At 43.5% G+C, this 26,709-nt stretch carries 24 protein-coding genes; 14 read left to right on the top strand and 10 right to left on the bottom strand.

The window, feature by feature from the left end:
- Window positions 1-105: 105 nt before the first annotated feature.
- The 5 genes from trpD (at window position 106) to truC (ending at window position 5,404) form a co-directional block, all read left to right on the top strand.
- Complete coding sequence (gene trpD, locus RT422_RS01875; protein WP_313421092.1) at window positions 106-1,236, top strand: anthranilate phosphoribosyltransferase; 1,131 nt, start codon at window positions 106-108, stop codon at window positions 1,234-1,236.
- A gap of 15 nt (window positions 1,237-1,251) precedes the next feature.
- Window positions 1,252-2,073, top strand: coding sequence for an indole-3-glycerol phosphate synthase TrpC (trpC, locus tag RT422_RS01870; RefSeq protein ID WP_313421091.1), 822 nt, complete (start codon window positions 1,252-1,254; stop codon window positions 2,071-2,073).
- An 81-nt stretch (window positions 2,074-2,154) separates the two neighbouring features.
- Window positions 2,155-2,880: a Smr/MutS family protein gene (locus tag RT422_RS01865; protein ID WP_313421090.1), complete on the top strand. Its 726-nt coding sequence runs from the start codon at window positions 2,155-2,157 to the stop codon at window positions 2,878-2,880.
- A gap of 252 nt (window positions 2,881-3,132) precedes the next feature.
- Window positions 3,133-4,521, top strand: a complete 1,389-nt coding sequence (locus RT422_RS01860; protein WP_313421089.1) for an APC family permease — start codon at window positions 3,133-3,135, stop codon at window positions 4,519-4,521.
- Window positions 4,522-4,591: 70 nt separating this feature from the next.
- Window positions 4,592-5,404, top strand: coding sequence for a tRNA pseudouridine(65) synthase TruC (truC, locus tag RT422_RS01855; protein WP_313421088.1), 813 nt, complete (start codon window positions 4,592-4,594; stop codon window positions 5,402-5,404).
- A gap of 32 nt (window positions 5,405-5,436) precedes the next feature.
- Here truC and RT422_RS01850 read toward each other — a convergent pair whose 3' ends face one another.
- Together RT422_RS01850 and RT422_RS01845 are read right to left on the bottom strand one after the other, a co-directional pair.
- Window positions 5,437-6,033, bottom strand: coding sequence for a phosphatase PAP2 family protein (locus RT422_RS01850; protein ID WP_313421410.1), 597 nt, complete (start codon window positions 6,031-6,033; stop codon window positions 5,437-5,439).
- Window positions 6,034-6,168: 135 nt separating this feature from the next.
- Window positions 6,169-7,689 carry a glycosyltransferase family 1 protein gene (locus RT422_RS01845; RefSeq protein WP_313421087.1) on the bottom strand — a complete coding sequence of 507 codons (1,521 nt, stop codon included), beginning with the start codon at window positions 7,687-7,689 and terminating at the stop codon, window positions 6,169-6,171.
- Window positions 7,690-7,930: 241 nt separating this feature from the next.
- On the opposite strand from RT422_RS01845, the gene tusD reads away from it, so the two are divergent.
- From tusD to RT422_RS01830, 3 genes are read left to right on the top strand one after another with little or no spacing between them, the layout of a single operon-like run.
- Window positions 7,931-8,407 (top strand): sulfurtransferase complex subunit TusD, encoded by a 477-nt coding sequence (gene tusD, locus RT422_RS01840; protein WP_050772891.1) that lies wholly within the window; start codon window positions 7,931-7,933, stop codon window positions 8,405-8,407.
- Window positions 8,408-8,437: 30 nt separating this feature from the next.
- Window positions 8,438-8,770 carry a hypothetical protein gene (locus tag RT422_RS01835; RefSeq protein WP_248145166.1) on the top strand — a complete coding sequence of 111 codons (333 nt, stop codon included), beginning with the start codon at window positions 8,438-8,440 and terminating at the stop codon, window positions 8,768-8,770.
- 5 nt (window positions 8,771-8,775) lie between these two features.
- Entirely contained in the window at window positions 8,776-9,111 is a 336-nt protein-coding gene (locus RT422_RS01830) for a TusE/DsrC/DsvC family sulfur relay protein (protein WP_219333142.1), read from the top strand.
- A gap of 9 nt (window positions 9,112-9,120) precedes the next feature.
- Here the strand turns inward: RT422_RS01830 and RT422_RS01825 are convergent, their stop codons facing one another.
- Window positions 9,121-9,645 carry a tRNA (cytidine(34)-2'-O)-methyltransferase gene (locus RT422_RS01825; RefSeq protein WP_313421086.1) on the bottom strand — a complete coding sequence of 175 codons (525 nt, stop codon included), beginning with the start codon at window positions 9,643-9,645 and terminating at the stop codon, window positions 9,121-9,123.
- Between the two features lie 290 nt (window positions 9,646-9,935).
- Here RT422_RS01825 and RT422_RS01820 point away from each other — a divergent pair, with 290 nt between their 5' ends.
- Entirely contained in the window at window positions 9,936-10,091 is a 156-nt protein-coding gene (locus tag RT422_RS01820; protein WP_065252497.1) for an entericidin A/B family lipoprotein, read from the top strand.
- A gap of 112 nt (window positions 10,092-10,203) precedes the next feature.
- Here RT422_RS01820 and RT422_RS01815 read toward each other — a convergent pair whose 3' ends face one another.
- The 3 genes from RT422_RS01815 to glpK all read right to left on the bottom strand — a co-directional run bounded on the left by RT422_RS01815 (window position 10,204) and on the right by glpK (window position 13,893).
- A complete protein-coding gene (locus RT422_RS01815) occupies window positions 10,204-10,893 on the bottom strand; it encodes a TetR/AcrR family transcriptional regulator (protein ID WP_065252496.1) in 690 nt (229 codons plus the stop codon).
- Window positions 10,894-10,913: 20 nt separating this feature from the next.
- Complete coding sequence (locus RT422_RS01810) at window positions 10,914-11,927, bottom strand: endonuclease/exonuclease/phosphatase family protein (RefSeq protein WP_313421085.1); 1,014 nt, start codon at window positions 11,925-11,927, stop codon at window positions 10,914-10,916.
- Between the two features lie 370 nt (window positions 11,928-12,297).
- Window positions 12,298-13,893, bottom strand: coding sequence for a glycerol kinase GlpK (gene glpK, locus RT422_RS01805; RefSeq protein ID WP_313421084.1), 1,596 nt, complete (start codon window positions 13,891-13,893; stop codon window positions 12,298-12,300).
- Window positions 13,894-14,196: 303 nt separating this feature from the next.
- On the opposite strand from glpK, the gene RT422_RS01800 reads away from it, so the two are divergent.
- Window positions 14,197-16,860, top strand: a complete 2,664-nt coding sequence (locus tag RT422_RS01800) for an AAA family ATPase (protein WP_313421083.1) — start codon at window positions 14,197-14,199, stop codon at window positions 16,858-16,860.
- Between the two features lie 19 nt (window positions 16,861-16,879).
- On the opposite strand, the gene RT422_RS01795 is transcribed toward RT422_RS01800, so the two are convergent.
- The 3 genes from RT422_RS01795 to ftsY are packed head-to-tail and all read right to left on the bottom strand — an operon-like array spanning window position 16,880 to window position 19,745.
- Window positions 16,880-17,404, bottom strand: coding sequence for a methylated-DNA--[protein]-cysteine S-methyltransferase (locus RT422_RS01795; protein WP_099833794.1), 525 nt, complete (start codon window positions 17,402-17,404; stop codon window positions 16,880-16,882).
- A 1-nt stretch (window position 17,405) separates the two neighbouring features.
- Window positions 17,406-18,527, bottom strand: coding sequence for a DUF4268 domain-containing protein (locus RT422_RS01790; protein WP_313421082.1), 1,122 nt, complete (start codon window positions 18,525-18,527; stop codon window positions 17,406-17,408).
- Between the two features lie 3 nt (window positions 18,528-18,530).
- A complete protein-coding gene (ftsY, locus tag RT422_RS01785) occupies window positions 18,531-19,745 on the bottom strand; it encodes a signal recognition particle-docking protein FtsY (RefSeq protein ID WP_409520089.1) in 1,215 nt (404 codons plus the stop codon).
- A gap of 320 nt (window positions 19,746-20,065) precedes the next feature.
- On the opposite strand from ftsY, the gene RT422_RS01780 reads away from it, so the two are divergent.
- Window positions 20,066-21,580, top strand: a complete 1,515-nt coding sequence (locus tag RT422_RS01780; RefSeq protein ID WP_313421081.1) for a pitrilysin family protein — start codon at window positions 20,066-20,068, stop codon at window positions 21,578-21,580.
- 83 nt (window positions 21,581-21,663) lie between these two features.
- Window positions 21,664-23,136: a pitrilysin family protein gene (locus RT422_RS01775; protein ID WP_313421080.1), complete on the top strand. Its 1,473-nt coding sequence runs from the start codon at window positions 21,664-21,666 to the stop codon at window positions 23,134-23,136.
- 32 nt (window positions 23,137-23,168) lie between these two features.
- Here RT422_RS01775 and RT422_RS01770 read toward each other — a convergent pair whose 3' ends face one another.
- Window positions 23,169-24,098, bottom strand: coding sequence for a D-Ala-D-Ala carboxypeptidase family metallohydrolase (locus RT422_RS01770; protein WP_284033869.1), 930 nt, complete (start codon window positions 24,096-24,098; stop codon window positions 23,169-23,171).
- 335 nt (window positions 24,099-24,433) lie between these two features.
- Between RT422_RS01770 and rodA the strand changes: the two genes are divergently transcribed.
- Window positions 24,434-25,579 (top strand): rod shape-determining protein RodA, encoded by a 1,146-nt coding sequence (gene rodA / locus RT422_RS01765; RefSeq protein ID WP_050324246.1) that lies wholly within the window; start codon window positions 24,434-24,436, stop codon window positions 25,577-25,579.
- Between the two features lie 426 nt (window positions 25,580-26,005).
- Window positions 26,006-26,590 carry a septal ring lytic transglycosylase RlpA family protein gene (locus RT422_RS01760; RefSeq protein ID WP_060995287.1) on the top strand — a complete coding sequence of 195 codons (585 nt, stop codon included), beginning with the start codon at window positions 26,006-26,008 and terminating at the stop codon, window positions 26,588-26,590.
- Window positions 26,591-26,709 lie beyond the last annotated feature (119 nt).

Genomic DNA, 26,709 nt, shown 5'->3' with positions numbered 1-26,709 from the left:
ATTGAGTTTTGCGGGTTAAAGTTTGGCTTTAAAGTTCGGCTTTGTTATAGTATACTAGTACAATGATATATCAAGTGTAAGCCATAAAACTCATACGAGACTGACATGACCCATACTGTAACGCCCTATCTTGGTGACATTACCACGGCTATTGAAAACAACCAACCATTAACCCCAGAGCAAACCCAACTACTACTTACTACCGCGCTGGATCGCGCCATCAATACCATTGACCTAACTTATGCAGAAATGCGCGGCGTCATGCTAGCCATCATGCAAGGTCAATGCCCCGATGCCATGATGGGCGCGCTGCTCACCGCGCTGCGTATGAAAGGTGAAAGCATCGAAGAAATCACTGCCGCCGCCCAAGTGATGCGGGAGCTTGCGATTAAAGTGGATTTATCGGATGTGCCCAACGTCGTCGATATTGTGGGTACAGGGGGCGATGGCGCAAATTTGTTTAATGTATCTACCGCCGCTACTATGGTCGCAGCGGTTGCCGGCTGCCATGTCGCCAAGCATGGTAATGGCGGCGTTTCCGGCAAATCTGGCAGTTCCGATTTGCTTCAGCAAGCGGGTATTAATTTGGCGTTAAATACTGAGCAGATTACCCAGTCGATTAAGACCCATGGCATCGGTTTTTTGTTTGCGCCCAATCACCATGTAGCAATGAAACATGCGATGCCCATTCGCCGCACCCTAAAAACGCGTACGGTGTTTAATATTTTAGGACCTTTGATTAACCCGGCGGGCGTCAAAAATGCCATGATTGGGGTATTTAATCCTTCGCTGTGCGAACCGCTTGCCAATGTGTTCAAAAACCTTGGCGCAGAGCATGTGCTAGTCGTCGGCTCAGTGGATAACCTTGATGAAATCTCACTAGCGACTTATACCCACGTGGCTGAACTTAAAGACGGCAAAGTCAGCGTATATGATATCGAACCTGAAGATGTTGGTATCGAATCGCAAACGCTCAAAGGCTTAATCATTGACAGTCCAAGCCAAAGCCTAGCCCTCATCCGCGAAGCACTCGACAACAATCCCAATAAAACCCCCATCGCCAAAAAAGCAGCGGATATGATTGCCTTAAACGCCGGTGCGACCATCTATGTAGCAGGTAAAGCAGATACCATAAAACAAGGCGTAGCCATGGCACAAGATATCATCAGCAGTGGCAAAGCCTTGCAAAAAATGGCAGCATTAGCAAGCTTTACTCAGCAATTCACCTCTCATTAAATTTTTGGAAAAACCATGCCTCATCAAGCAGTCCCCTCGGTATTACAAAAAATTGTCGACACCAAACGTCAAGAACTAGGCAGAGCCAAACAACAACAATCTTGGCACGACCTTGAGCAAATTGCCGCAACGAACCGCGATGACATCCGTGATTTTGCCGGCAGTTTGCGCAAAGCGGGTATCCGTGTCATTGCAGAAGTCAAAAAAGCCTCGCCATCCAAAGGCATCATCGCCCCTAATTTCGATGCTGTCGCCACTGCAGTTGGCTATGAACAAGCGGGTGCCGCTTGCCTATCGGTATTGACGGATACCGACTACTTCCAAGGCTCGGATGAGTATTTATTGCAAGTACGCCAAGCGGTAAGCCTACCTGTGCTACGCAAAGATTTTATGATTGAGCCGTATCACATTTTGCAATCACGTGCGCTTGGGGCAGATTGTATTTTGCTAATTATGGCGTGTTTATCGGATGCGCAAGTCGCTGAGCTACACGAATTGGCGTTAAAACTTGGCATGAGTGTACTCATCGAGTGTCATGATGAGATAGAAGTGGAACGCGCGTTACGCTTGCCAGCCCATCGTCAAAACGTGTATGGCATTAATAATCGCAATCTACATAACTTTGATGTGAGTTTGGACACTACCCTACGCCTAAAAACCCTGTTTCCACAAGATAGCTTATTGGTGACAGAAAGTGGGATTCATTCGGCAGAGGATGTAAAATTGATGCTCGACCATGACATCCATGCGTTTTTGATTGGTGAGCAGTTTATGAAAACGGGTGATGCAGGTAGTGCTTTAGCAAAGTTATTGGCACAATCACAACAAAATGCGTAAAATAGCCAAGTTAAATAATTGATGTTAGGGCGTTTCATCGATAAACGCCCTATTTTTTATACCGATTTATAGAGTTATTGTATGGCAAATTTATTTTCTAAAGAAATGCAAGACCAGTTAAAGCAGCTTAAAGCTGAACTAGGTAAAGGTCGCAGCCAAACCAAAGAGACCGATGAAAACGGCAAACCGACTGAAACCGTGGGTTTACTGAGCAAGCAACAAGTCGCCAAACAAGTTAAAAAATATAATAGCGAACATCTTGATGACGATAAATTGCTATTTATGCAAGCCATGTCAGGCGTGCAGCCAATCAAAGATAAAAACTTGGCGGATAAAAATAAAGCGAGCAATAAGCTTGATGCAACAACGCTAGCCAAACGCGCGGCGGCAGTCGGTGGTGACGATGATAGCGGGCATGTATTGTCTGATATGCAAGCGCTGCTCAACCCCGTCTCTGGCGATGCTTATTTAAGTTATAAAACCGCAACGCTACAAAACAAAGTGTTTAATGAGCTCAAACAAGGCAAGATTCGCTGGTATGATGCCGTAGATTTACACGGTGCCACCATTGAAGAGGCCCGTGAAGCCATGAGTCAGTTGATTTTGCAGGCTCAAAAAAACAATGAAAATTGCGTAAAAATCATTCATGGCAAGGGCATTGATAGTATCTTAAAAACTTGCGTCAATGGCTGGTTGCGTCAGATTCCTGAAGTGCTTGCTTTTTGCTCAGCGCCTGCGGCACAAGGTGGCAATGGTGCAGTATTGGTGTTACTCAAAAAACGCGAAAAAGCCAATCGCGACCAATAACCATTGTACTGCTATTTTGACTATAGGTTAAATTTTACAAAATCATGCATAAAACAAGCGATGCATGATTTTTTTTAACAGGATTTTTTAATTGTTAATAGTTTATTCTTAGTTTTTGTTTATAATAGGCTCTTTTTTTTCATGGATTAAATGCTTTGCATTAATCTACTCTCAACTGGCTAAGAACAGCGCCCATTTGTCTTTTGACAGCTGACTGTTTTTAACACCACTGGGTATAGGAGAAAGGTAGCTTTGAACAATACCACCACTGCGACTAATTCGCCCGCTAAATTGCAACGTCATTTAGCCCTTTGGCACATTATCATTATTGGTTTGGCGTATATTCAGCCCATGACCGTATTTGATACCTTCGGCTTGGTTTCTGAAGCCAGTCATCAGCACGTTCCAACATCTTATATTATTGCATTGATTGCTATTTTGCTTACCTCGCTAAGTTACGGTAGCATGATTCGTCGTTATCCTTCGGCGGGTTCGGCATATACCTATGCGCAAAAATCGATTCATCCCAATGTCGGGTTTATGGTGGGTTGGTCTTCTTGGTTGGATTATTTATTGTCACCTTTGGTGAATATTATCCTAGCGGTGATTTATCTTGAAGCACTGTTCCCGGATGTCAACAAATGGATTTGGGTATTTATTCTGACGGGATTTATGACCTGGATTAATGTGCATGGCTCCAAAGTCGTGGCTTATTTTAATAGTTGGATTGTGTTTATTCAGCTATTGATTATTGGTGTATTTACGTGGTTGGTGTATAGCAAATTGATGGCGGGCACCAATGCGGACGGCACTATCAATGCCGCAGCTTACCAATTATGGAGCTTAAAGCCGTTTTGGAGTGATATTGCCAACATGACGGCACTCATCAGTGGTGCAACCATTTTATGTTTCTCTTTCACAGGCTTTGACTCACTAAGCTCATTGGCAGAAGAAACCAAAGATGTGCAAAAAACCCTACCAAAAGCAATTTTCTTAACCGCATTGATTGCAGGTATTGTGTTTATCATTAGTACTTACTTTATGCAGATTTATTTCCCACAAACCCCTGACAAATATTTCCCAGATGTGGCTGCTACCCAGCCAGATATTTTGATGTTAGTGGGTGGTTCTGCGTTTCAAGCCGCTGTACTGGGCTTTGCAATTGTTACGGTGATGGCGTCAGGTATTTCTGCGCATGCCGGTGTCTCTCGTTTGATGTATGTAATGGGGCGTGATGGGGTCATTAATAAACGTATTTTTGGTCATATTCATCCAAAATACTTGACCCCAACCTACAATATCTATATCGCGGGTGTGATTGCGTTAACTGCGGGTTTTATTGAGTTTGATGTCATCGCGCATTTGATTAGTTTTGGGGCATTGACGGCGTTTAGTTTTGTTAACTTATCCGTGATTGCGACCTACATCATCCGTGAAAAACGCTACCACAGTGCCTATGATTTATTTATGTATTTGATTGTGCCGCTGTTGGGCTTTATCAGTGTTGCGCTGATGTGGAAAGAAAGTGAGCCAATCGCCATCAAAATGGGTTTAAGCTGGGCAGTAATCGGACTTATCTATTTGGCGTTTAAAACCGGTGGCTTTAAGCGTCATCCACCGATGCACAACGAACATGAGTAATGGTTAAGGTGGTGAAAAGGTCAGATACGATTCTGACCTTTTTTATGTCTGTGGCTTTTGGGAAAACCCTATGTTAGAAATTTTATATCAAGATGAACACTGTGTGGCAGTCAATAAGCCTGCGGGTATGCTCGTCCATCGAAGCTGGCTCGATCGTCATGAAACCCAGTTTGTGATGCAGACCCTACGCGATCAATTGGCTCAATATGTTTATCCGATTCATCGCTTAGACCGACCGACGTCGGGGGTGTTACTGTTTGCTTTATCGAGCGAATCAGCGCGGCAACTGTGTGAGCAATTTGAAAACAGGCAAGTGCAAAAATCTTACTTAGCCATCGTGCGCGGATTTTTGACAGTGAATGCGCAGACATCCCAGCAGGCATCTGGGTTAATTGATTACCCACTCACACAAATTTTGGATAAAATTGGCGATAAACCAAGTTTGCAGGCGCTACAACAAAGAAAGGTTAGTTCGACAGACATGTTTGATGAATCCCTTAGAAACCCTACAGAATTAACCTTACTGCAACCTGCGCAAACGCATTGGCAATGCTTGGCAACAACTGAACAGCCGTTTCAAGCGCGCGCACGCTATCCCACTTCACGCTTTAGTCTGGCTAGATTGACGCCCATTACCGGGCGAAAACACCAATTACGTCGCCATATGAAGCATGTTTTTCATCCGATTATTGGCGATACCAGTTATGGCGATCATCACCAAAATCGCGCCATCCGTCAACATATCGGCGTGCATCGCTTGATGTTACATGCGCATACCTTGGCTTTTAATAGACTGACCGACAATCGCCGTGTTGATATCACTGCACCTGTGGATACAGATTGGCTAACGATGTGTGCGCAGTTTGGCTTTGATTTGCCTTAATAGTTAGCGATATCATTATTTGGCGACATCCTTTACGCAACCAAGTAATCACTTACTTTGCTACCGAGGGTCGCAAATGTTGCACCAATGCCTGCCCCCACCAACACATCGGTGGGATAATGTAACCCTAGCACCAAGCGCGATAATGCCACCAGCATCGTAAATGGTAGCAACACCCATAACATCATCGGCACTTGATGACCTATCATGGTGGTAAACAATACCGCTTGCAGTGTATGCCCCGATGGAAAACTAAATACATCCAAAGGCCGTTCGCCTAAAGTAATGGTCTGGTGTACTTGGTAAGGGCGTGGACGCACTGTGTGCACTTTTAAATACTTATACAGCAAATAACCGCAAAAACTGCTGAGTAACACCGCACACACTTTCACAGCGACGATACTAGCGACCAGTCCTTGTGATAGTAAAGCTACTAGCATCACTACCGTCGATAGCGCCCAAAACCAACCATCGCCTAAGCGGCTGATGGTTTTGAAGAACTGCGCAAAAAACTTCAATTGCGACAGTAAATTTACCCGTAAACATAAGCGGGTATCCCATTGCAGCACGCGCTTTTGCAAATGATATAGTTTAGGTTTACTGTGCAAAAACTGATAATAAGTGCGCATTAAATTGGGTAAGTTTTCGACAGGGCTAGCAGAGGTACAGGTGAATTCTGAATTGGCAAGTGACAGATTGGATTTTTTTATGGGTTGATTCATGGATTGATTCATGGCGCCATCCTTTTTTTGCCTATTTGAACCTCACGTTTTGGAGAAAAACGCGGCAGATTCAGCGGGTCTTTGGGCTGGGTGACTATTTTGGGTTGAGTGGCTATTTTGGGGAGAATGACTATATCGTGGCTGTTTTTTTGCCCCGACAGTCGGGTGAACTGACTCAGGTGTGAGGGCGATTGTCAAATCCGCTAGCGGATGTTGAGCTATTGATTGAGAAGGCAAAATGGCTGGCGTCACTGGGCTAGCTGTTACGGTATTGGTTTGGATTGATAGCACTTCATAAAACATGGTCAACATTTCTTGGGCAGGTTTTTGCCAAGAAAAAGCGGCTACCTTGTGCCTTGCAGCTAGTCGCATCTGATCAAGCTGTTGTTGTTTGGGTAATTCACTAATCATCTCTACAAAGCGTTGTTCTTGCCCAAGCGGTACGGTTTTACCACAACTATCATCCACCAACAGCGCCGCAGCCGCATCATGATAGGCAAAAATTGGCAAACCCGATGCCATCGCTTCGGTGACGACATTACCAAAAGTTTCCACTTGACTAGCAAATACAAAAGCATCGGCACTAGCATAATAACTTGCCAGCGCCTCGCCTGTTTTAAAGCCTGCAAAAATAATGCTGGTATCATTGGCATGCCGTTTAACGAGCGCTTCTTTATATGGTCCATCACCGACAATCACTAATTTGACATGACGATGCAGCTGCTGTAATTGTAGCGCTTTGAAGCTTTTAATGACGGTATCCATACCTTTTTCAGGAGAAACACGGCTCACACACATTAACACTGTGGTGCCCTCGCCCACGCCCCAACTTTGCCGTAATGCTTGGCTACGTTTGCTCGGTGCATAGCGCGCTGTATCAACGCCACGACCGACTTGGTACAAATGCTTGAAACCAAATTCAGCGAGCTGATGTTGGGTGGTCTGGCTTGGAATACATGTAGCATTGCAATGGTTGTGAAAACGCTTCATATACGCAAGCAAAGGCACTGAGACAACTTTCCAACCAAAATATCGGCTAAAATCATGAAACGCGGTGTGATAACCTGAAGTGACTTTAATGCTTTGCTGTTTGCCAACAATCAACGCCGCAAGCCCCAAAGGACCTTCCGTCACGATATGCACAATATCAGGACGAATTTCACGAAACTGTTTTGTTAAAAATCGGTAACAAGGTAGCCCCATGCGCAGATGCGGGTAATAGGGAATGGGCAAACTTGGCACTTGCAAATCAGTGGTAACAGCCGCAGTATTAAGCCCTGTCGTTAGGGTATGTTGTTCGACTTCATCGCTTTGTTTGGGGCGAATCAAAGTGATGCGATGCCCCATCGATTTGAGTTCGCGCATGATTTGATAAACGCTTGACGCTACCCCATTGATATCAGGCAACCAAGTTTCAGTCACCAAAGCGATATGCAATGATGGCCTATTGTCATGAAAAGGCGTGCCTGCAACTTGAGTTGAGGGACTCTGGTGATTGGCTGACGTCGTCTGAGTGTCAGACGAAGCCTGGTACAAATTAGTGTTTACAGTGTTGTCACTCATAGTATGTTATCAACCATTACAACCGACTGCTTTATTTGACTACAAAAGCCGTTTCGGTAAATTAAATCAATCCTTTGTATGGGTTAAGCTTATAAGCCGCCATTGACAACCTCATGTCAATTTGATAACAGTTTGATGACAATTGCATCGCAGCTATTACAAGTATCGCAAATGGGGGTCGATTTTGCTAAAATAGCGGGCAGATTGCAGCTTTATAGATTAATGCCTTATAGATGGTTAAATGACTGATTTGATAACTACATCGAATAATACCGCTATGCCCAATACTTCGACGCTCGATACACCAATTGTGATGCTGATGACACATGCGCCTAGTCATCCGCTTACCAAACGAGCGCTTGAATGCGCCCAATCGCTATGTGCAAACGATAGTAAAACAACCGTTGAGCAAAACTCGTTAACTACTACCGATTTTAAAATTTTCTTATATAGTGATGCGGTGATGCTTGCCAACCGATTAATTTGGCTGCCAGAGGATATCGAAAATATGGCAAAAAATTGGCAACACTTTGCTATGAGTCATGATATAACCATTCAAGTGTGCGTGAGTGCCGCTTTGGCTCGCGGGGTGACAGATGCTGACAATGCAACTAGACATCAGCTACAAGGTGACAATTTGGCAGATGGCTTTGAATTAGTCGGTTTGGGTGAATTAGCCATGCATCTGCACAGGGCAAAAACGGTTTATCAGTTTTAATTGGGATGGGTTTAGCGATAGCGGTTTACTATGAAAATTGTCATTAATATTCACGCTGACACGTTTTTGCTTTGTCATGAAGCCTTATCAATGGCGTTTGCGCTGGCGGCGTTTGACCACCAAATTCAGCTGACTATCGGTGATGGCATGCTAAACTTACTACTTGATGCGCCCACGGGCAAGCTTGCCCATATGCTAGCATCCCTTGATATGTATGATATGCCGCCGGCTTGGCTGGCACTAGCGGATTTTAATAGATTCAAAGCATGGCAAGCAAACCAATCAGCAGACTTTGATTGGTGTGCTCAAATCACCCTACAGCCCACCACAGCGCCTAATTTTGATACCACTTTTGACTTATAAATACTATGACCCAACTTCCCCACCTTGACCAAGCCGCCCTTGACCAAGACGGTCATTTGATAGCTCATCAAACCTGGACGCCAGATATCGCCCAACAATTGGCGAACACGCTGGATGTCACGTTAACCCCTGAGCACTATCAAATCATAGACGCGGTACGTCAATATTATGATTTATACAGCCATCCACCGACGACCCGTCCTTTAATCAAGTTTTTATCCAAGCAATTGCCCTCATTGGCGGTTGATAATGCCAAATTGCAAGCCATGTTTAACACGGGTCTTGTCGCGCGCCATGTTAACCGCATTGCAGGGTTGCCAAAACCTGCAAATTGCTTATAAATTTTGAGATTATTTTGGGTCATAAGGGATGAGATTGTCATAACCGATACTGTGACCGTTATCACCGCCAAACCCCTGCTGACGCCAAACTTCAAATAATGTAATTGCCACGCTGTTAGATAAATTCAAACTGCGAGAGGTCGGCAACATAGGCAAACGTAGCCAGTTGTCTTGCCCAATTGCCGCGCGAATTGGATCGGGTAATCCGGCTGTCTCTGACCCAAATACCAAAGCGATATTTGCCAGTTGCGCAAAATCTTCATCATATAAAGGTTTGCTAAGCTTGGTGGTCAAGGCAACGATTCTTTGCACCCCACTTTGACTTAGACTATCCTGAGCATCCTGCCAATTGGCATGTACTTTGACATTTGCCCATTCATGATAATCGAGCCCTGCTCGGCGTAATTTTTTATCTTCTAACTCAAACCCTAGGGGCTCAACCAAATGTAGCGTTGCGCCCGTATTGGCGCATAACCGAATAATATTGCCTGTGTTGCTTGGCATTTTGGGTTCAACTAATACCACATGAATCATGTCGACATCCTTAACCAGATTGAAATAAAAAAACGCTAAATGCGAAGATTAATTTACAAAAAACCTATACTTATTGCGTAAATTTAAGTTTTTTTTACAACTTGATAGTTTTGGTTACATTAACGCTATAGCGACGTTAGACTAAACTGCATTACCATGACTCTACCAAGCATGTTTTACTTTATTTTAACTTCTATGAACCAATCTTCTATGAATCAATAAAGTCGCATGATTTAACCTGGTAGCTAAAAACTGTTAAAAAATAATGGATATATCTGAGGAAATTTAAAATGAAAAAATTAATCGCTGCATCAATCGTTGTTATGTTTGCTGTCACAGGTTGTAATACAATCCAAGGTTTTGGTAAAGACGTATCAAAAACAGGTGGCGCAGTAACCAATACCGCACAAAAAACTGAAAACAAAATCTACCGCACAAATAACTGAAAACAAAATCTAATCGTAGATTCTCTGTTTAAGTAAAAAAACCCATCTCGCTGATGGGTTTTTTATTGCCTATTTTATTGGCTATCGGTTATAACCCTAGTAGGTTATAAAACTAGCCGTTTTTTGGCAAATTTTCAGGTAAATAACAACGTAGATAAGCAATCACCGCTGTAATCGCTTCTTGGCGATAGGTATCGGTAATTTCTTTTTCTGAGCGATAGGCTAAAATAAAAATACCATTAATGATACCGTATGCGACTAACAATTGCTGATGAATGGTTTCTAAAGCCGGCATTTTATAATGCTCAGACAACTTATCATACACCATTTGGGCGAGGCTTTTTTCGATTTCACTACCAAACGCATTGCCCTCAAAATCTGGGGTATTGGTCTCATAAATCAAACGGGCAACCGTTAAATCAGATTGAATAATATCAACGCCTGTCTCAATGACTGTGGTGATATAAGCCTGCCAACGACTAAATTGTTTGGCATCGACTTTTTCAAGCTTGTTAAAAATTTCTATCGCATTTAAAAAACGTAATGCCAAAAAAATCGCTTCTACGTTTGGAAAGAAGTGATATGCCGAAGCTCTGGGAATGTCCGCTCGTTCACACACATCCGCCAAACTAATCTCACTGACAGGTCGGGTCGCGCTCAACTCTTTGGCAGCGGCTAATAATTTTTGGCGACGCAAACGACCTTGCTGGCTAGTGAACTTGAATTTGTTAGGGACCAAGCGGCGAGCGAGCTCAGAGTCCACCAACACATCCTCAATTTTTTCATCATAAGCGCTTGACATATTTCCTCTCTATCGACTGATTATGAATAAAGTTTAATTTGTGCCCGTACCAATCCATGATCGGTTGGGCGTTGTTCTACAATAAATTTGAGATGATCGTTAAAATAATCAACTTGTAATACTTCACCGATGTTAAATTTACTATCAGCTAAAAATTGTTCAGATACCAAAATTTGGTCAAGCACTTCTGGCATACCTTGGTGGATATGGGTGTACGCCACATCTTTAAGCCAGTGCATACGGCTTTGTATTGTAGAGGCATCATACAGCACGATATCCCGCATCGACTTATCATAAAATACTTCGCCCGATTCGCTTAAAAGCTGACAAGTGACACTTTGCATCACATCATTCATATCCCCTAACAAAATCAGCGGATGGTTGTTGTGCGACAGTTTTTCGATGACCACTTGGCGAATGCCTGCCGCTTCCGCCGCCCGCATACAAAGACTGCGCAGCTTGGCGCGGACTCGAATTAGCGGATCATTGCGATCTTCTAACGGCTCGCCTTGCGCGTTTTCTAAAAACTCAGGGCGTTTACTTTTTAGATGCGCCACAATCACGGTGACCACCATGCCATTTGGCAATCTGATGTCGGCAATCAGCGGGGGGCGATTAAATTGTTGATAAAGCCCAACATCAGGAACGTCCAACAACGCAATCGCAGGCATCTGCGTGAGCAATTGGGTGTTAATAATCTCAAAACGCGATACCAAACCTACACTCGGGGTGCCAACTGCGCCTCGTCCTTGGGTCAATGGACTGTCTGGCTGATTACTGGCTAACGGCACTGTGACATGATAGTCATTGAGACCGGCTGCATGACATAAGTCAATGAGTGCTTGCTCATCCCAAATTTCTTGGCAACCAATGATATCAGCTTGCAATTGCCGAAAAATGGGGGCAAGTGCATTAATCTTTTGTTGATATTGCTTTGGCGTATACCCATCTTGGTTTCGATAAAAAACCCGATTGGGCAGTGCAAAGTTGAGTAAATTTGCCGTAGCGATAACAAATTGATTGTCCACTGTCATATCCTTAATGTTTAGTTACCAGTTATCCCTGCTTTGCGCCAACCTTGTCCAAAAAAATTTCGTAACTTTTATCTATCATCGCAACTGTCATTAGCATTATCAATGCCAACACAGTGTCGAATTTTGCAGCATTATACATTTTTTTAGTCGATTTCCACACTAAAAATCACTTTTTTTAGCCAAAATTTGCTGATATTTTTAAGCATTGTTTAAAAATTGGGTGCATAAAGTGCTTTTTTTTACTTAATGCATTTAATTGCTAACGAAAATCACTCTCGTGTCGAGTCTTCAAAAAAATTCTTCAGATATTTAACTATTTGTTTTTACATTATTTTTAGTTGTTTAGAGCTATGTTAATGATTTTCTTGCTTTAATTTTGTTCGTTTAATAGTTGATTGATATAAAACTGCCAACGCTCCACGATGGCTTGGCGCTCAGACACTGCCATCTTAGGCTCAAAGATACGGTCTAACTGCCAACTTTCACCAATGCTACTGTCATCATATAATCCCACCGCTTGCCCTGCCAATAATGCCACCCCTTTTGCGGTACTCTCTGTGGTCGTTGGTCGAAGCACAGGGACATTGAGTATATCGGCTTGAAATTGCATTAAAATATTGTTATTGGCAGCGCCTCCATCCACGCGCAGTTCGTGCAGTGGTACCGGGCTATCTTTTTGCATGGCGATTAACACATCATAGGCTTGCAGCGCAATCGCTTCTAAGGCGGCTCTAGCGATATGCGCTTTGGTAGTGCCGCGTGTCAGCCCGATAAGTCTTGCGGTAGCATCTGCTCGCCAGTAAGGTGCACCAAGCCCGGTAAAGGCAGGAATCAGGGTCACTCCTTGGCTATCTGGCACTTGCGCTGCCAAGGTTTCAACGTCCTCACTGCGCGCTATCATACCTAAGTTATCGCGTAGCCACTGCACGATGGCACCTGCCATAAACACACTGCCTTCAAGCGCATATTGTGTTTGCGTGCTTGTTTTTTTATTTCGTTGTAAATTTTGTAAAGGTTTTAACAAGTTGGGCAATTTACCTGAAGGTTCATGCCGGTTAGGTTGACGAGTGTGATTCGCCTGTGTGGTTTGCCAAGCGACGGTAGTGAGTAATTGCTGATGACTGACACAGGGCTTATCGCCGGTATTCATTAATAAAAAACAGCCGGTGCCATAGGTGGATTTTGCCATGCCTGCTCGGTTACAGCCCTGCCCATACAAGGCGGCTTGCTGATCGCCGAGCACTGCCGTGACTGGGATTTGTTTGCCAAACATCCCTTGTTTGGTGACCCCAAAATCGCCATCCGATGGCTTGATGGTAGGTAACATGGTTTTGGGAATATCAAATAAATCCAATAACTCCTCAGACCAGTCGCCTGTTTGCAAAGACATCAGCATGGTGCGTGAGGCGTTGGTGATATCAATGCTATGCTCGCCTGTCATGTTAAACAGTAGCCAACTATCCACAGTACCGAAAGCCAACTCACCTGCTAGCGCTTGTTGGCGAAGCTTAGGGTTTTGGTTTAACAGCCATACGATTTTGCTGGCACTAAAATACGGATCTATACGTAATCCGGTAATTTGCTGGATTTTGGCGTCAAAGCCTTTATCACGCCAGTCTCTACACCACTGATGGGTACGTCTATCTTGCCAGACAATGGCAGGTGCGACAGGCTTACCCGTTTTTTTATGCCAAATTATGGTGGTCTCACGTTGGTTGGTGATACCGATGGCTGAAATATCTGTCGCCAACAATCCTGCTTTGGCAATCACTTCTTGGGCGGTACTAATTTGGGTTTGCCAAATGTCATTGGCATTTTGCTCGATAAACCCGGATTTTGGGGTGATGATACCCAGCGGCTTTTGGGCGATGGCGATGGGTGTTAATTGGCTATCAAAGATGATACTGCGGCTTGAGGTAGTGCCCTGATCCAGCGCTAAAATAAATCCGTTTTCTGTTTTAGCCATGTTGTTGTCTCAAACGATTGTGTTAAGCGTCAATATGTTATCTTAGCAAATACTTACCCATCAACTTTTATATTACTGCGGCTGAAACCTTAAGGCAACGATTCACGAAAAAATAGCCATTGATTTTATCAACAAAAAACCACATCATACTGATACTTTATTACCACTTACCAAAACCTATCTGTTAACTATAAGTGACCCTAAACCTTAGACTTCAGACCCTAAGCACTGTCACTCTAACTGTCACTGTCATTGTTTATCTTTCCCACTACCGCTTTTTAATGCGTTGATGAAACTTGTTTTATGAAAAATACCCTTGCAAAATCTGTTCGTACTACCCCTGTGACTTCAAAATCCGCCGCTATCATTACCGATACCATCAAATCTAACAATTTACAGCCTGTTGCAATTTCGCACTTGCGCCGTTATACCGACCCAGCGACCTTGCCAACAGATAGCAACCATACCAAAACGCTTGAAATTGGCTTTGGGCAAGAGCGCGCCTGTAAAGCGATTGCCACTGCGCTTGATATCAATGCCAATGGTTATCATATCTTTGCTGCAGGTGAAAACGGACTGGGCAAACGCACCTTAATCACTCGCCTGCTACAAGCACACGCCAAACAAAAACCCACACCCAATGACTGGGTATATGTGCATAATTTTGTTGATGCGCGCACCCCGATTGCGCTTGACCTTCCTGCTGGCATGGGCAAGCAATTAGCGGAAGATGTCAAAACCTTTTGGCTAACCACCAAGCGTCAGCTCAATCAGCGTTTTCGCAGTGAGCACTATCAAAGTAAAGTAGAAGCCATAAAGAATGAAATTAGCCTTCGTGAAGAACAGGTCTATCATGCGCTGCATGAAGAAGGCAAACAATATTCACTTGCATTGGCGCTGCGACCTTCGGACAACAAACCGATTTTTATCAAATCTGATTTTAGTGACAACCGAGCCGATGGCAATGACAATGACAGTTACAATGATATCGAGCCAAGCGATGGTTATTTATCAATCAAACCTGCTAATAAATGGGGTCGCCAAAAATCGAGTGGCAAAGCGCCAGTTTTACCAATTAAAGCCAATCAAACGTCTAGTACCACAACTAGCACCTCTAATAACACCTCGAGTGCAACCAATCAAGCCAGCTTTGGCTTAACCCCAAAGTCGCCGTATGTTGCCAATTATCAAGATAAGAACCACATGCAAAAACGCTTGAGCCAACTGACCGTTGAGCTTGAGCAAATTGAAGATGAAGCCAATCAGACCCTGCAAGCGCTACACCATTCATTGACTCGGCGTACCTTAAAACCATTGATGGAGCCGTTATTTGACAAGTATCAAGCCTTACCAAAGGTTCGTAAGTATTTGCAAGACGTGCATGACGATATCGTCAATCATGTAGAACGAATCATCAATGAAGATGATGAAGAGTTTTTGCCCAGCCATTTCTCGCCATTGCCAGCGCGCTATTTTGTCAATGTGATTGCAAGCCATGCGCCCGATCAAGGCGCACCGATTGTGTTTGAAGACTTACCCACCCATTTAAATTTACTCGGTCATGTCGAGCAAATTACCCATTTAGGTACTGTGTCAACGGATGTCAGTCTAATTCGCGCCGGTTCACTGCATCGTGCGAATGGCGGTTATTTGGTGCTTGAAGCAACTAATTTGCTTGAATATCCGTATGCGTGGCAAGGTCTCAAACGTGCGCTGCAAAGCCGCCAAATCAAGATGTCGAGCCTTGAGCAAATGCTGACACTGACTGGTAGTATCAGCCTTGAGCCACAACCGATTAAGCTTGATGTCAAAGTTATTTTACTCGGTGAGCCAGACTTATATTATGACCTGCTAGATTTTGAGCCTGAATTTAATGCCGTATTCAAAATCCGTGCAGATTTTCATGATCGCGTGGTACGCAGCCACGCCAATGAACAAGCAATGACCGCCAAAATTGCTGATATGATAAGCAAATACCAATTGCTAACGTTTGATAACACCGCGTTGGCGTGTTTATTGGATTATCTTAGTGAACAAGCAGAAGACCAGCATGAGTTAAGCCTACATGGGGACAGATTGGCGCAGCTCTTACTCGAAGCCAATCGTCATGCCATCATCAATCAATCAGAGCTTAGCCCTGAAAACACAGTAACTGCTAGCCATGTCCGCCAAGCCATTGATGATATTCGCCACCGCTCGGGTTATTTACGACAATTGTTCTGGCAAGAGCTAGAAAAAGGGCAACAGCTGATTAGCACCCAAGGCAAAGCGATTGGTCAAATCAATGCGCTGACAGTCATCAGCTACGCAGATAGTGAATTTGGTATGCCTGCCCGATTGACAGCGTCAGTGCATCACAGTGCCGCGCACGCCGATATTGTTGATATCGAGCGCGATGTGGATTTAGGCGGCTCTATTCATGCCAAAGGCGTGCTGATTATGAGCAGTTACCTAAAAGCGCTGTTTGCAGAAGACCACACGCTCAACTTTACCGCATCGCTGGCTTTTGAACAAAGTTATGGCGGTATCGATGGCGATAGCGCGACAGTAGCCGAAACCTGCGCGCTGCTGTCTGCCCTATCGCAAACCCCGATTAATCAAAGCTTAGCGGTGACAGGATCGATGAACCAATTTGGTCAAGTCCAAGCGGTTGGCGGCGTCAATGCCAAAATCGCCGGGTTTTATGATGCGTGTGTCGAACAAGGCTTGACGGGTAAACAAGGGGTGATTGTACCCAAAGCCAATTTGGCGCAATTGATGCTACGTCAAGATATCATCGATAGCGTGACGGCAGATAAATTTACCATCTATGCCGTAGAGCATGTCAATGAAGCCATGTATCTATTGACGGGTCTGGCGCCGGATGAGATGACCAAAAAAGGCAAGTATCGTAAAAATACCGTTTATGGTCGTATTTATGAACGCTTAGAAACTTGGGAAGAAAAAGACGCAGATGATAAAGAATAACGCTTCATTGGGTTATTGTTTATCGCTGATAACTTGCTTGCTCTATATCAAGCAATGTTTGCTTAATCTCAATCCCACCGGTGTAACCGCCCAATTTGCCATCGCTGGCAATCACGCGATGGCAAGGAATGATGAGACTTAGTGGGTTGCGGCCATTGGCCTGCGCGACTGCGCGAAAGCCTTTGGGATTATCCACTTGTAGCGCAAGCTGTGCATAGCTGATTGTTTGACCGTAAGGGATTTGTCGTAATGCTTGCCATACTTTTTGCTGAAAGGGTGTGCCTGTGGATAAATCTAAGGGAATATCAAAAACTTGTCGCTGTCCATTAATATATTCGTCAAGTTGACTGATGGTATTTCGTAAGACTTTGGCATCGTCATCTACTGAGTCAGCCAAATCTTTGCTTTGTATATAGTGCGCTTGTGCAGTTAATTGTTGTAGGATTTTTTGGGTTTGCCAATCAAGCGCGATAAGACAACCCTTATGTGCGACAAGGGTAATTGTTGGTAATTTGATTGATAGTTGGTAGTTTGTGGTAAGCATTTTATAAGACAAATTTATCTAGAAGTGATTTAAGAATTTTCTGCATTTTATAACTTTCTTCAATCAAAAATTCATTTGCACCCCGCCATTCAGACTTGTCTGAATATCCAACTGCTTCGTTTGTGATAATTATAAAACTATATACAGTTTCAGGACAACGCTCCCAATTAACAGGATATTGAAATTTTGATTCGATTTCTTCTTTATGCTGATATAAATAGTCGAATATTTTTAAAGTGTCTTCTTTATTATTACCTTTTATTTCAACTCTAATTTTTACAGATTCCTTTGTAATTACAACACTTATTCCGACACCATTTCCTAATTTAGTACCTAACCAATTATCTTTACTTGGTGTCCTATTAGCATATAAATTTTCAGCATTTGATAAAGTCGCATTGATAAATTGCGACCAAAAACTTATTAGTACGCTTTGTTTATTATTTTTGATTTGAATGTCTTCTTGTTTTTTCTCCGCAATATCTATCATAAAGCTTTCAACTTCGGGTACAGGAATAATTTGCTGAGTATCAAAGAAAAAGTCATTATTAAATTTAAAAAGTTGGCATTTTATACAACAGATATTAATACCAAAATTCATCAGCCATAATACAGCTGATGTTACTTCTTGACGGAATTCAGCAGCGACTAAAATGATTCGTTGCGAAGTTTCATTGGGATTTAATCCAATATCATCTTCTGTGCTATCGCTAAGAAATTCATTTATTTTTTGTTTAGCGCTTGCAATATAATCATCAGAGTTTTGGCTATCATATTTTCTAAGATAGTCAGCAAAAATATTTATGATTTTCTCATCTGTAAGTCGAGAGCAATAAGATGCATATTTCACAGACTGCCATACAACATCTTTACCAGAACTATCCGTTTTATTTTCAATAATGACTAAATTACCACTTTTATCTAACGCCAATAAATCTAATCTTTCAGACGTATTGTCAAACCCGTTAAATTCTTTTTGAATAATTAATAATGGCTCGCCAAGACATTCTGGATTGCTCACAATCCATTCTTGCAAATCTTGGCGCTCTCTAAAACCCACTTCACTAAATTGAATTTTATCAATATTAGTCATCTGCTTATTAGCAATATTTAAGTGATACATGAGTTACTCATCTTTTTCAAACAGGGCTTTGACAAAATCATCGGCTTGAAATGGGCGCAAATCATCAATTTTTTCACCCACACCAATAAAACGAATCGGCACATTGGTGTTTTCAGCGATATTAAATACCACGCCGCCTTTTGCGGTGCCATCCAATTTGGTGACGGTCACGCCTGTCAATGGCACTGCTTCATTGAATATTTCTACTTGATTTAGGGCATTTTGTCCTGTACCCGCGTCGAGCACAATCATGGATTCATGCGGCGCTGTCGGATCGGCTTTTTGCATGACGCGAATCACTTTTTTCAGCTCTTCCATCAAATTAGTTTTATTTTGTAGACGCCCTGCGGTATCGGCAATCAGTACGTCAATGCCACGGGCTTTGGCAGATTGAATGGCGTCAAAAATCACCGAGGCACTGTCTGAGCCATGACCTTGGGCGACAACAGGGATATTATTGCGCTCCCCCCATACTTGCAATTGCTCGGTGGCTGCCGCACGGAACGTATCGCCCGCTGCTAACATCACGGATTTGCCTTCAGCTTGCAGGCGTTTGGCAAGTTTACCGATGGTGGTGGTTTTACCCACGCCATTGACCCCCACGACCAAGATGACAAACGGTTTTGTACTAGCATCCACCACCAGTGGTGCAACTTTGGGTGTCAAGATATCGGTTAGTTCTTTTTGTAGCGCTTTATACAGTGAATGCGAATAAATCAAATCGCCGCGTGCAGTGGCTTCGGTCAAGTTTTTGATAATGCGATTGGTGGCATTCACCCCAATGTCGGCGACCAACAGTTGGTCTTCCACTTCTTCAAGTAGCTCATCATCAATTTCTTTACCACCAATCAAAATATTGGTTAAGCCTTCGGTCAAGTTTTTACGACTTTTTGACAAGCCTTGCTTCATGCGGCTAAACCAGCCCCCTTTTTTTTCAGGCTCTGCACTTGGCTCAGCCGTATTGGCAGATGGCTGCTGTGTGGTTGCAGGCTGCCCTTGGTGTTGGCTTTGCGGCATTGGTGACACAGATTGAGGGGTCACGACGGGTGTTTGCAGCGTTGACGTTTGGGCGGTTTCAGCGATACGCGGCGTTTCAATAATTGGCACATCTTGCACAGGCAGATTGGGCATCGTAGCATCATCAAAATTAGTCGGTTGGTTATTAAAATTAATTACCACCTTATTAGAAGCATTGTTATTAAATTGGTTGCTACTCATATCATCGCCTATGGTTAAATTTGTCATTAAAATATCGAGATGTATAAAATTATAACAGTGTTTGTTCGCAGTTTGAAATAAACATGCTGTCAATCCCTTCAATCCATAGGATGTGTGGTATGGGAAAAAACTGTCAGCTCACAGCTTGTTGCGCTAAAAATTTGCAGGGGGTATTTATTCAGATTTAATCGTGCAATGGGCTTTCAAATAGCAATCAATGCCAACATCCGTTATCATGGTTTATCTTTTATAATGCCTGCAAACCCCATTGCCCCACAATCAGAAAAACCAGATTAAAGATTAAAAGTTAAAGAGAAACTATGTTAAACCGAAACCCTGTGTCAAAACCTACATTTTTTAACCTTACCATCCTTGCTGCCGCCCTAACCTATACGTTCTGTGTATCAGGTTGCAGCACTGCGCAGACCATCGCAGCCAAAACCATGCCGACCAAAACTACCCCGACTGTAGCGAATACGCCTATTAACGCGCACCCAACTGCTAACGCGGTAACTGACACAACCCAGCAAACGCGCAGCCCCACAGATTTTGACAGCGATAAGGCAGCAACGCGCCATGAATATACGCTGGCTAATGGCTTAAAGGTGATTATTAAAGAAGATCACCGCTCCCCTGTGGTGATAAGCCAAGTATGGTATCGCGTGGGTGCCGCGGATGAACCCACTAACTTAGGCGGTATGTCACATTTGCTTGAGCATATGATGTTTAAGGGAACAAAAAACGTGTCTTCAGCAGATTTTGAACGCCTCATCGCCAAATTTGGCGGTAGCAATAATGCCTTTACCAGCTATGACTACACCGCATATTATGAAATTTTCCCTGCCAATCGTTTAGCGCTCGCCCTAGAGCTTGAAGCCGATCGGATGAGCCATTTAGAGCTAAAGGACAGCGACTTTACCGCTGAGCGCCAAGTGGTGATGGAAGAGCGCCGCCAGCGGACCGATGATAACCCAAACGCCCGCGCCTATGAGCAGTTTAGCAAAATGGCATATCCCAATAGCCCCAAAGGGGAATCGGTCATTGGCCCCATGGCAGAAATCGAATCCATTGGATTAAACGACCTAACTGATTGGTATAAAACATGGTATGCACCCAACAATGCGACCTTAGTAATCGTGGGCGATGTCAATCCAACAGACGCGATCAATGAAGTCAAAAAATACTTTGCCGATAAAAAACCGCAAACCCTGCCAAAGCGCCCCAGTGTGATACAGCCAGGCTTTCGTGGTTATCAAGAAAAAACCACCCAATTGCCCGTGCAAGTGCCTATGGTCATGATGGCGTTTAACGTGCCTACGCTTACCACAGCAAAAGACCCCAAAACCGCCTATAGTCTATCGTTACTAGCCGATGTGCTCGATGGTGGTCTATCTGCACGCCTAGAAAAACGCCTAGTACGGGAAAAACAGCTACTAGCCTCAGTCGGCAGTGGTTACAGTGCCTTTAGTCGGGGCGATGGGCTATTTTTAATCCAAGCTACCCCGCGAGATGGCGTTACGCTTGCCCAAGCCAAACAAGCAATCATTGCTGAGATTAACGCGCTCAAAACCCAACCGATTGCACAAAGTGAACTGACCCGTGCCAAAACCAACACCATGACCAGCTTGATTTATAGCCAAGATAGTATCAGCGGACAAGCGCAGATGATTGGCAGTCTAAACAGCATTGGGCTTGATGATCGAATGGTGTTTAACCTACCCAAAACCTTAGATAGCATCACAGAAAGTGACTTACACGCTGCCGCTAGCAAATATTTGGTTAACGACAATTTAACCGTGCTCAATGTGGTAAAAGAAAATAAACCCAATAAATAACTATAAAACCAGTAACTTAACTTATCCTGACTTAATTTGCCCACATTGCTTGTCAGACCATCCTTAGAATTTTGAGAAAAAAAATGAAACCACGCTTAGCTAAAATCTTATTACTAATGACCACCATTGCCACGCAAGGAGGCCATGCCGAACCTGCCACCCATAGCGATGCTCACAGTAGTGGCAATGTTGACCCCACCGCACCTATTGCCGCTTTAGACAAATTAACCAGTCTAAAAACGACGGCACCGTTAAAAGTGACATTACCCGATATCATCCACTTTACGACGGATTCGGGTACCCCAGTGGCTTTGGTACAAACCCACAATTTACCGATTGTGGATGTCAGTGTGTATTTTAATGCAGGCTCGGCTCGTGATGAAGCCATTAAAAAAGGCGGTTTTGGGATTGCCAGTCTGACCGCGAGTATGCTCGATCAGGGCACACGCCATAAAAGTGAAGATGAGATTGCCGAGACTAGTGAGCAGCTTGGGATTGATTTATCTGCCCGGGCTTATAAAGATATGTTTATCGTGAGTTTGCGCAGTCTATCCGATGAGGCGCGTTTATCCTCTGCGCTTGGTTTAATGAGCGATATGATGACCCAGCCTACGTTTCCAAACAAAAATTTTGAGCGTACCAAAGCCCAGTATCTAATCAGTCTGCAACAAGCCAAAGAAGATCCAAATAGCATCGCAACCAAAGCCTTTGCTAACGCGCTTTATGGCAATCATCCCTACGCCCACCCCACCCAAGGCACAGAAGACAGCATTGCCAAAATTAATGCCACCGATCTTAAAGCTTTTAGCCAGCAGTTTTTGGTGGCGAAGAACGCAAATATTGCCATTACAGGCGATATCAGTCTTGAGCGCGCGCGAGCGCTTGCCAATCAGCTAACCGCTCAAATGCCTGTTGGCACAGCTGCCCCAAAGCTTGCCGATGCCAAACCTTTGAGCGCCGCTAAAACGATTCATATCCCATTTGACAGCACCCAAACCACTGTATTAATGGGGCAATTGGGTCAAAAACGCGTGGCGGATACTTTAGGCTTGCAGCATCAAACCAACTTTGCCATTGCCGATGAAATCGTCGGGGGCGGCAATTTTCAAGCCAGATTGATGGAAGAAATCCGTAAAAAACGTGGGCTCACCTATGGCATTTATAGCAGCACCACGCCGATGCTTGCCCAAGGTAGTTATACCATTAGCTTTTCTACCCGTAACCAAAAGTCGCAAGAAGCGATTGAGGCGACCAAGCAAGTCATCAAAAATACCCTAGAAAAAGGGGTGACGGCAAACGAATTGGCTTTAACCAAAGACAGTTTAATCAACAGTTTCCCAACTAGCTTTGCTAGCAATGCCGCCATGAATGCCACAGTTGCTATGATGGGGTTTTATCAGCTGCCAGATAGTTACTTGACCGAGTACGTGACGCGCGTACAACGCGCCGACCTTAACGCTGTCAATCAAAGCTATAAAGACCTCATTGACCCTAACAAGTTTTTGATTGTGACCGTTGGCAACGCCACGCCAAACACAACAAAAACCGCTAAATAGCCAATGCTAATAGCTTAACAGTTATGTTAGGGTTAAAAACGACAGGGTGATGAGCTTGAGCTATGGCTTGCGCCCCATTTTCGAAAGCCTTGTGTATCGAGATGCACCGAACCTGTCGGATATAAGCCGAGTCCAAAATTATAGCTTTGCCCGTTGGACTGCCAAAACTGGCAAAGCCCATCAAAGGTGCTTTCTATCGCCCATTTATTGGCTTCGTTTTCAGGTATCCAAATATCAATTGCGCCATTGGTCATGTGCTTACTCTCCCCCGCGCCGCCCGCACAATCATTTAATGCAGGGTTTCGATACACGGAGCGTATCACTGTCGAATACGGCAAGTAACCTTGTTTTTGCAGTTGCTGCAGCATTTGCAGGGTGGGCACGATATTTTGCCACAGCGATGCAGGCGGTACTTCATACGGCTCAAAACCACAGCGCCGTGCATCTCTGGCACTCGCGATTAACTGCTCCATCGGCGGAATACTGCCTAATTGGCTTTGCAAGAAATTTTGATAAGCCAACACTTCTGATTGCTGGTAGCTGTGGCTAGCCAGCCAATCCTTAAAATCTGCATCATTGGTATAGACAACGCTACTATTGTATCGTGTGGTATTTTTGAGTGCGCCATAATCTATTGTAGGTCGGGTTGTGTTTTGACGGTTGAGAATAAGACCGCGCATATTGTCAGTCTGCGTGACAGTGGTATTTTTAGGATTTGGCTGGGTTTGACGAACGATGGTCGTAGTAGGTTTTCGGTTATCGACGGGTGTGACAGGATGATTACACGCGATAAGCAATGTCATTATCATCCCTGAGCCAACAATGCCTGTTAAAATCTTGGTTTTGGTATTCTGAGTCTTGGTAGTGTTTATATTCTTGGTCTTGGTATTGGCATACTGGGCTGTTTGCGCGTTGTCTTCGATAATGGTTGGTTTATTTTTGGTCTTGTTTTGATGTGTCATGGACTGCCTATTCACGTTTCGTCAAAATGGAAAAACACCACGGACTTATGAGCAACTGTCAAAAAAGTCGGCTTGATATGCTTAGCTAATCATGCCTACTTGATAATTATTTTCACTTAACTTAATTTTCACTTACTTAATAGTTATGTTCATTTCATAATTAAGCTTAATTAATAGCTCACTTAATATAGTGACTTATTTCTATGAAACAAGTGTTATAAACTATTACATTATTAAGACTACCAAAATCACATTAAGCCATATAAACTATTGAGCCTATTTTTGTGTCTTTTTACAGACTTATTGTCACCGGGTTAATTTGATGTTTGGTGTGTATGGTAGATAAGATTGGACAGTACCGTTTTTCTAGGCAAGCTCATCACTTTGGTAATGACAGTCTACCCTCCTTTTGGCAGCGCGTGCATTTAGACCCTTGGTTATTGATGCTATTGTTTGTCACAGCTTTGTTTGGTTTAGCCATTTTATACAGTGCCTCTACTCAAGACATGGGAATGGTCATCCGTCAAACCATTAGTTTTACCATCGCGTTTGTGGTAATGATTGTCATGGCGCAAATCCCGCCCAGTCTTTACCGTGATTTTACCCCGTTTTTCTATGTGGGTGGCGTGGGATTACTGATACTGGTCAAAATTATTGGTGAGGTGCGTCTGGGTGCGCAGCGCTGGATTGATATTCCTGGATTTGGTAGTGTACAGCCGTCAGAGTTTATGAAGCTTGGCATGCCGATGCTCACTGCTTGGTTTTTATCCAAACGCGACTTGCCGCCAAGTTTATCGACAGTGCTTATCACGCTGGTGGCGATTGGTATTCCAGTGCTGCTAATTGCTGAGCAGCCCGACTTGGGTACCTCTATATTGGTGGCGTCTAGTGGCTTATTTGTGCTGTTTTTATCGGGTTTACCTTGGTGGATGATTGGCTCTGCAGTGGCGCTGTTTATTCCTTTTGTTTTTGTGGCTTGGGAATACCTGCTACACGACTACCAGCGCAGACGCGTGCTAACTTTGCTAGACCCTGAAAGCGATGCCTTGGGGGCTGGATGGAATATCATGCAGTCAAAAACCGCGATTGGCTCAGGGGGACTCACAGGTAAAGGCTACTTGCAAGGCACACAATCTCATCTACACTTTTTACCCGAAGGTCACACCGATTTTATCATTGCGGCTTTTTCTGAAGAGTTTGGCTTAATTGGTGTGATTTTACTGATGTTTTTGTATTTTTGTATTCTATGCCGCGCCTTATTTATTGCTTACTCCAATACTGCTGTCTATAGCAAATTACTCTCTGGCGCGATTGCCATGTCATTTTTTGTGTATGTGTTTGTAAATGCAGGCATGGTGGCAGGCATTTTGCCAGTTGTCGGCGTTCCTTTGCCATTTATCAGCTACGGCGGTACTGCTTTAATTACTTTGATGGCAGGATTTGGTTTAGTGATGTCAATTGCCTCGCATAATGTTAAATAACTATCAGCCTCTTTGCAAAACTATTTTATTTGTAAATAGCCTATTTATAAACAATTCATTATGTAACTATTTATGTAACTTGGTATTTTTAAATGTAAAAAACGTAAAAGAGTTAGCATAAAAGATATCCTTTTTATGAGTAGTTTTAAACAATTATGATGGTAAAACTTAATAATTTTTACCGTTTATCTATTTTTTTATACCGTTTATCTAAATAAATCGTGATTTTAATCGCGTAATTGCTTATTGTGGGTCATCAAGATTGAACAATTACATACCGAAACAAAGTAAAATTTGTAAACTAATTGTTAAATCTAATAAATTTTCTTGGTGCCCTATAAGCGATTTGTATGCATGACATATCAAGGCTTATGTGCTCCCAAATATAAGGCGCTCATTGTAAAGAGCGATTGTTCAGAGGTCATTATGTCAAAGCGTCAATCGAATTTAGCTAATGTAGCGACGTTACTTTGCTTTTGTGGCGTAACGGCGCTTAGCTCAACTTCCCAAGCAGCCACGAGCAATTTAGATCACGTACTTAATGAGTTAACCCGCCAGCACAACAATGCATCAGACTTAGTCAAATCAGCCCGCCAACCTCGTAACCTTGCCTTAGACAGCCAACTTATCAGCCAAGACACTTCACAAGCTAGCAAAGATTCAGACGTGTTAGAACGTCTTTCTGCCGTTGCATCCAATACAGTCAATCGCTTTAGCCAAACGGGTGTCGCCTCTTGGTATGGTCGTCAATTTCAAGGTCGTAAAACTGCTAGCGGTGATACTTTTGATTCCAATTCATTGACTGCGGCGCATCGCTCATTGCCAATGAACTGTTATATCAAAGTAACCAACAAATCAAACGGTAAAAGCGTTGTAGTAAAAGTCAATGACCGCGGTCCGTTTTCAAGCCATCGCGTCTTAGATTTATCGTATGCCGCCGCCAAACAAATTGGCTTAGCCAGCACAGGTACAGGCAACGTCGTTATTGAGCGTGTGGCCGGTCCAAACTAATGTTAGCTGACTAGGCAGCTTTTAGCTTAATATCAACTTTTAGGTGACTAGCAGATTTTAGGTAAACTAGCAGCCTATCAGCACAAAAAAAAGCATGAAATTGATTTATGCTTTTTTAA

The sequence above is a fragment of the Moraxella sp. CTOTU49803 genome (assembly GCF_032097965.1).
GTDB lineage: Bacteria > Pseudomonadota > Gammaproteobacteria > Pseudomonadales > Moraxellaceae > Faucicola > Faucicola tetraodonis.
The sequence above is the reverse complement of the archived record's forward strand: the minus strand, read 5'-3'. Positions and strand labels throughout refer to the sequence as shown.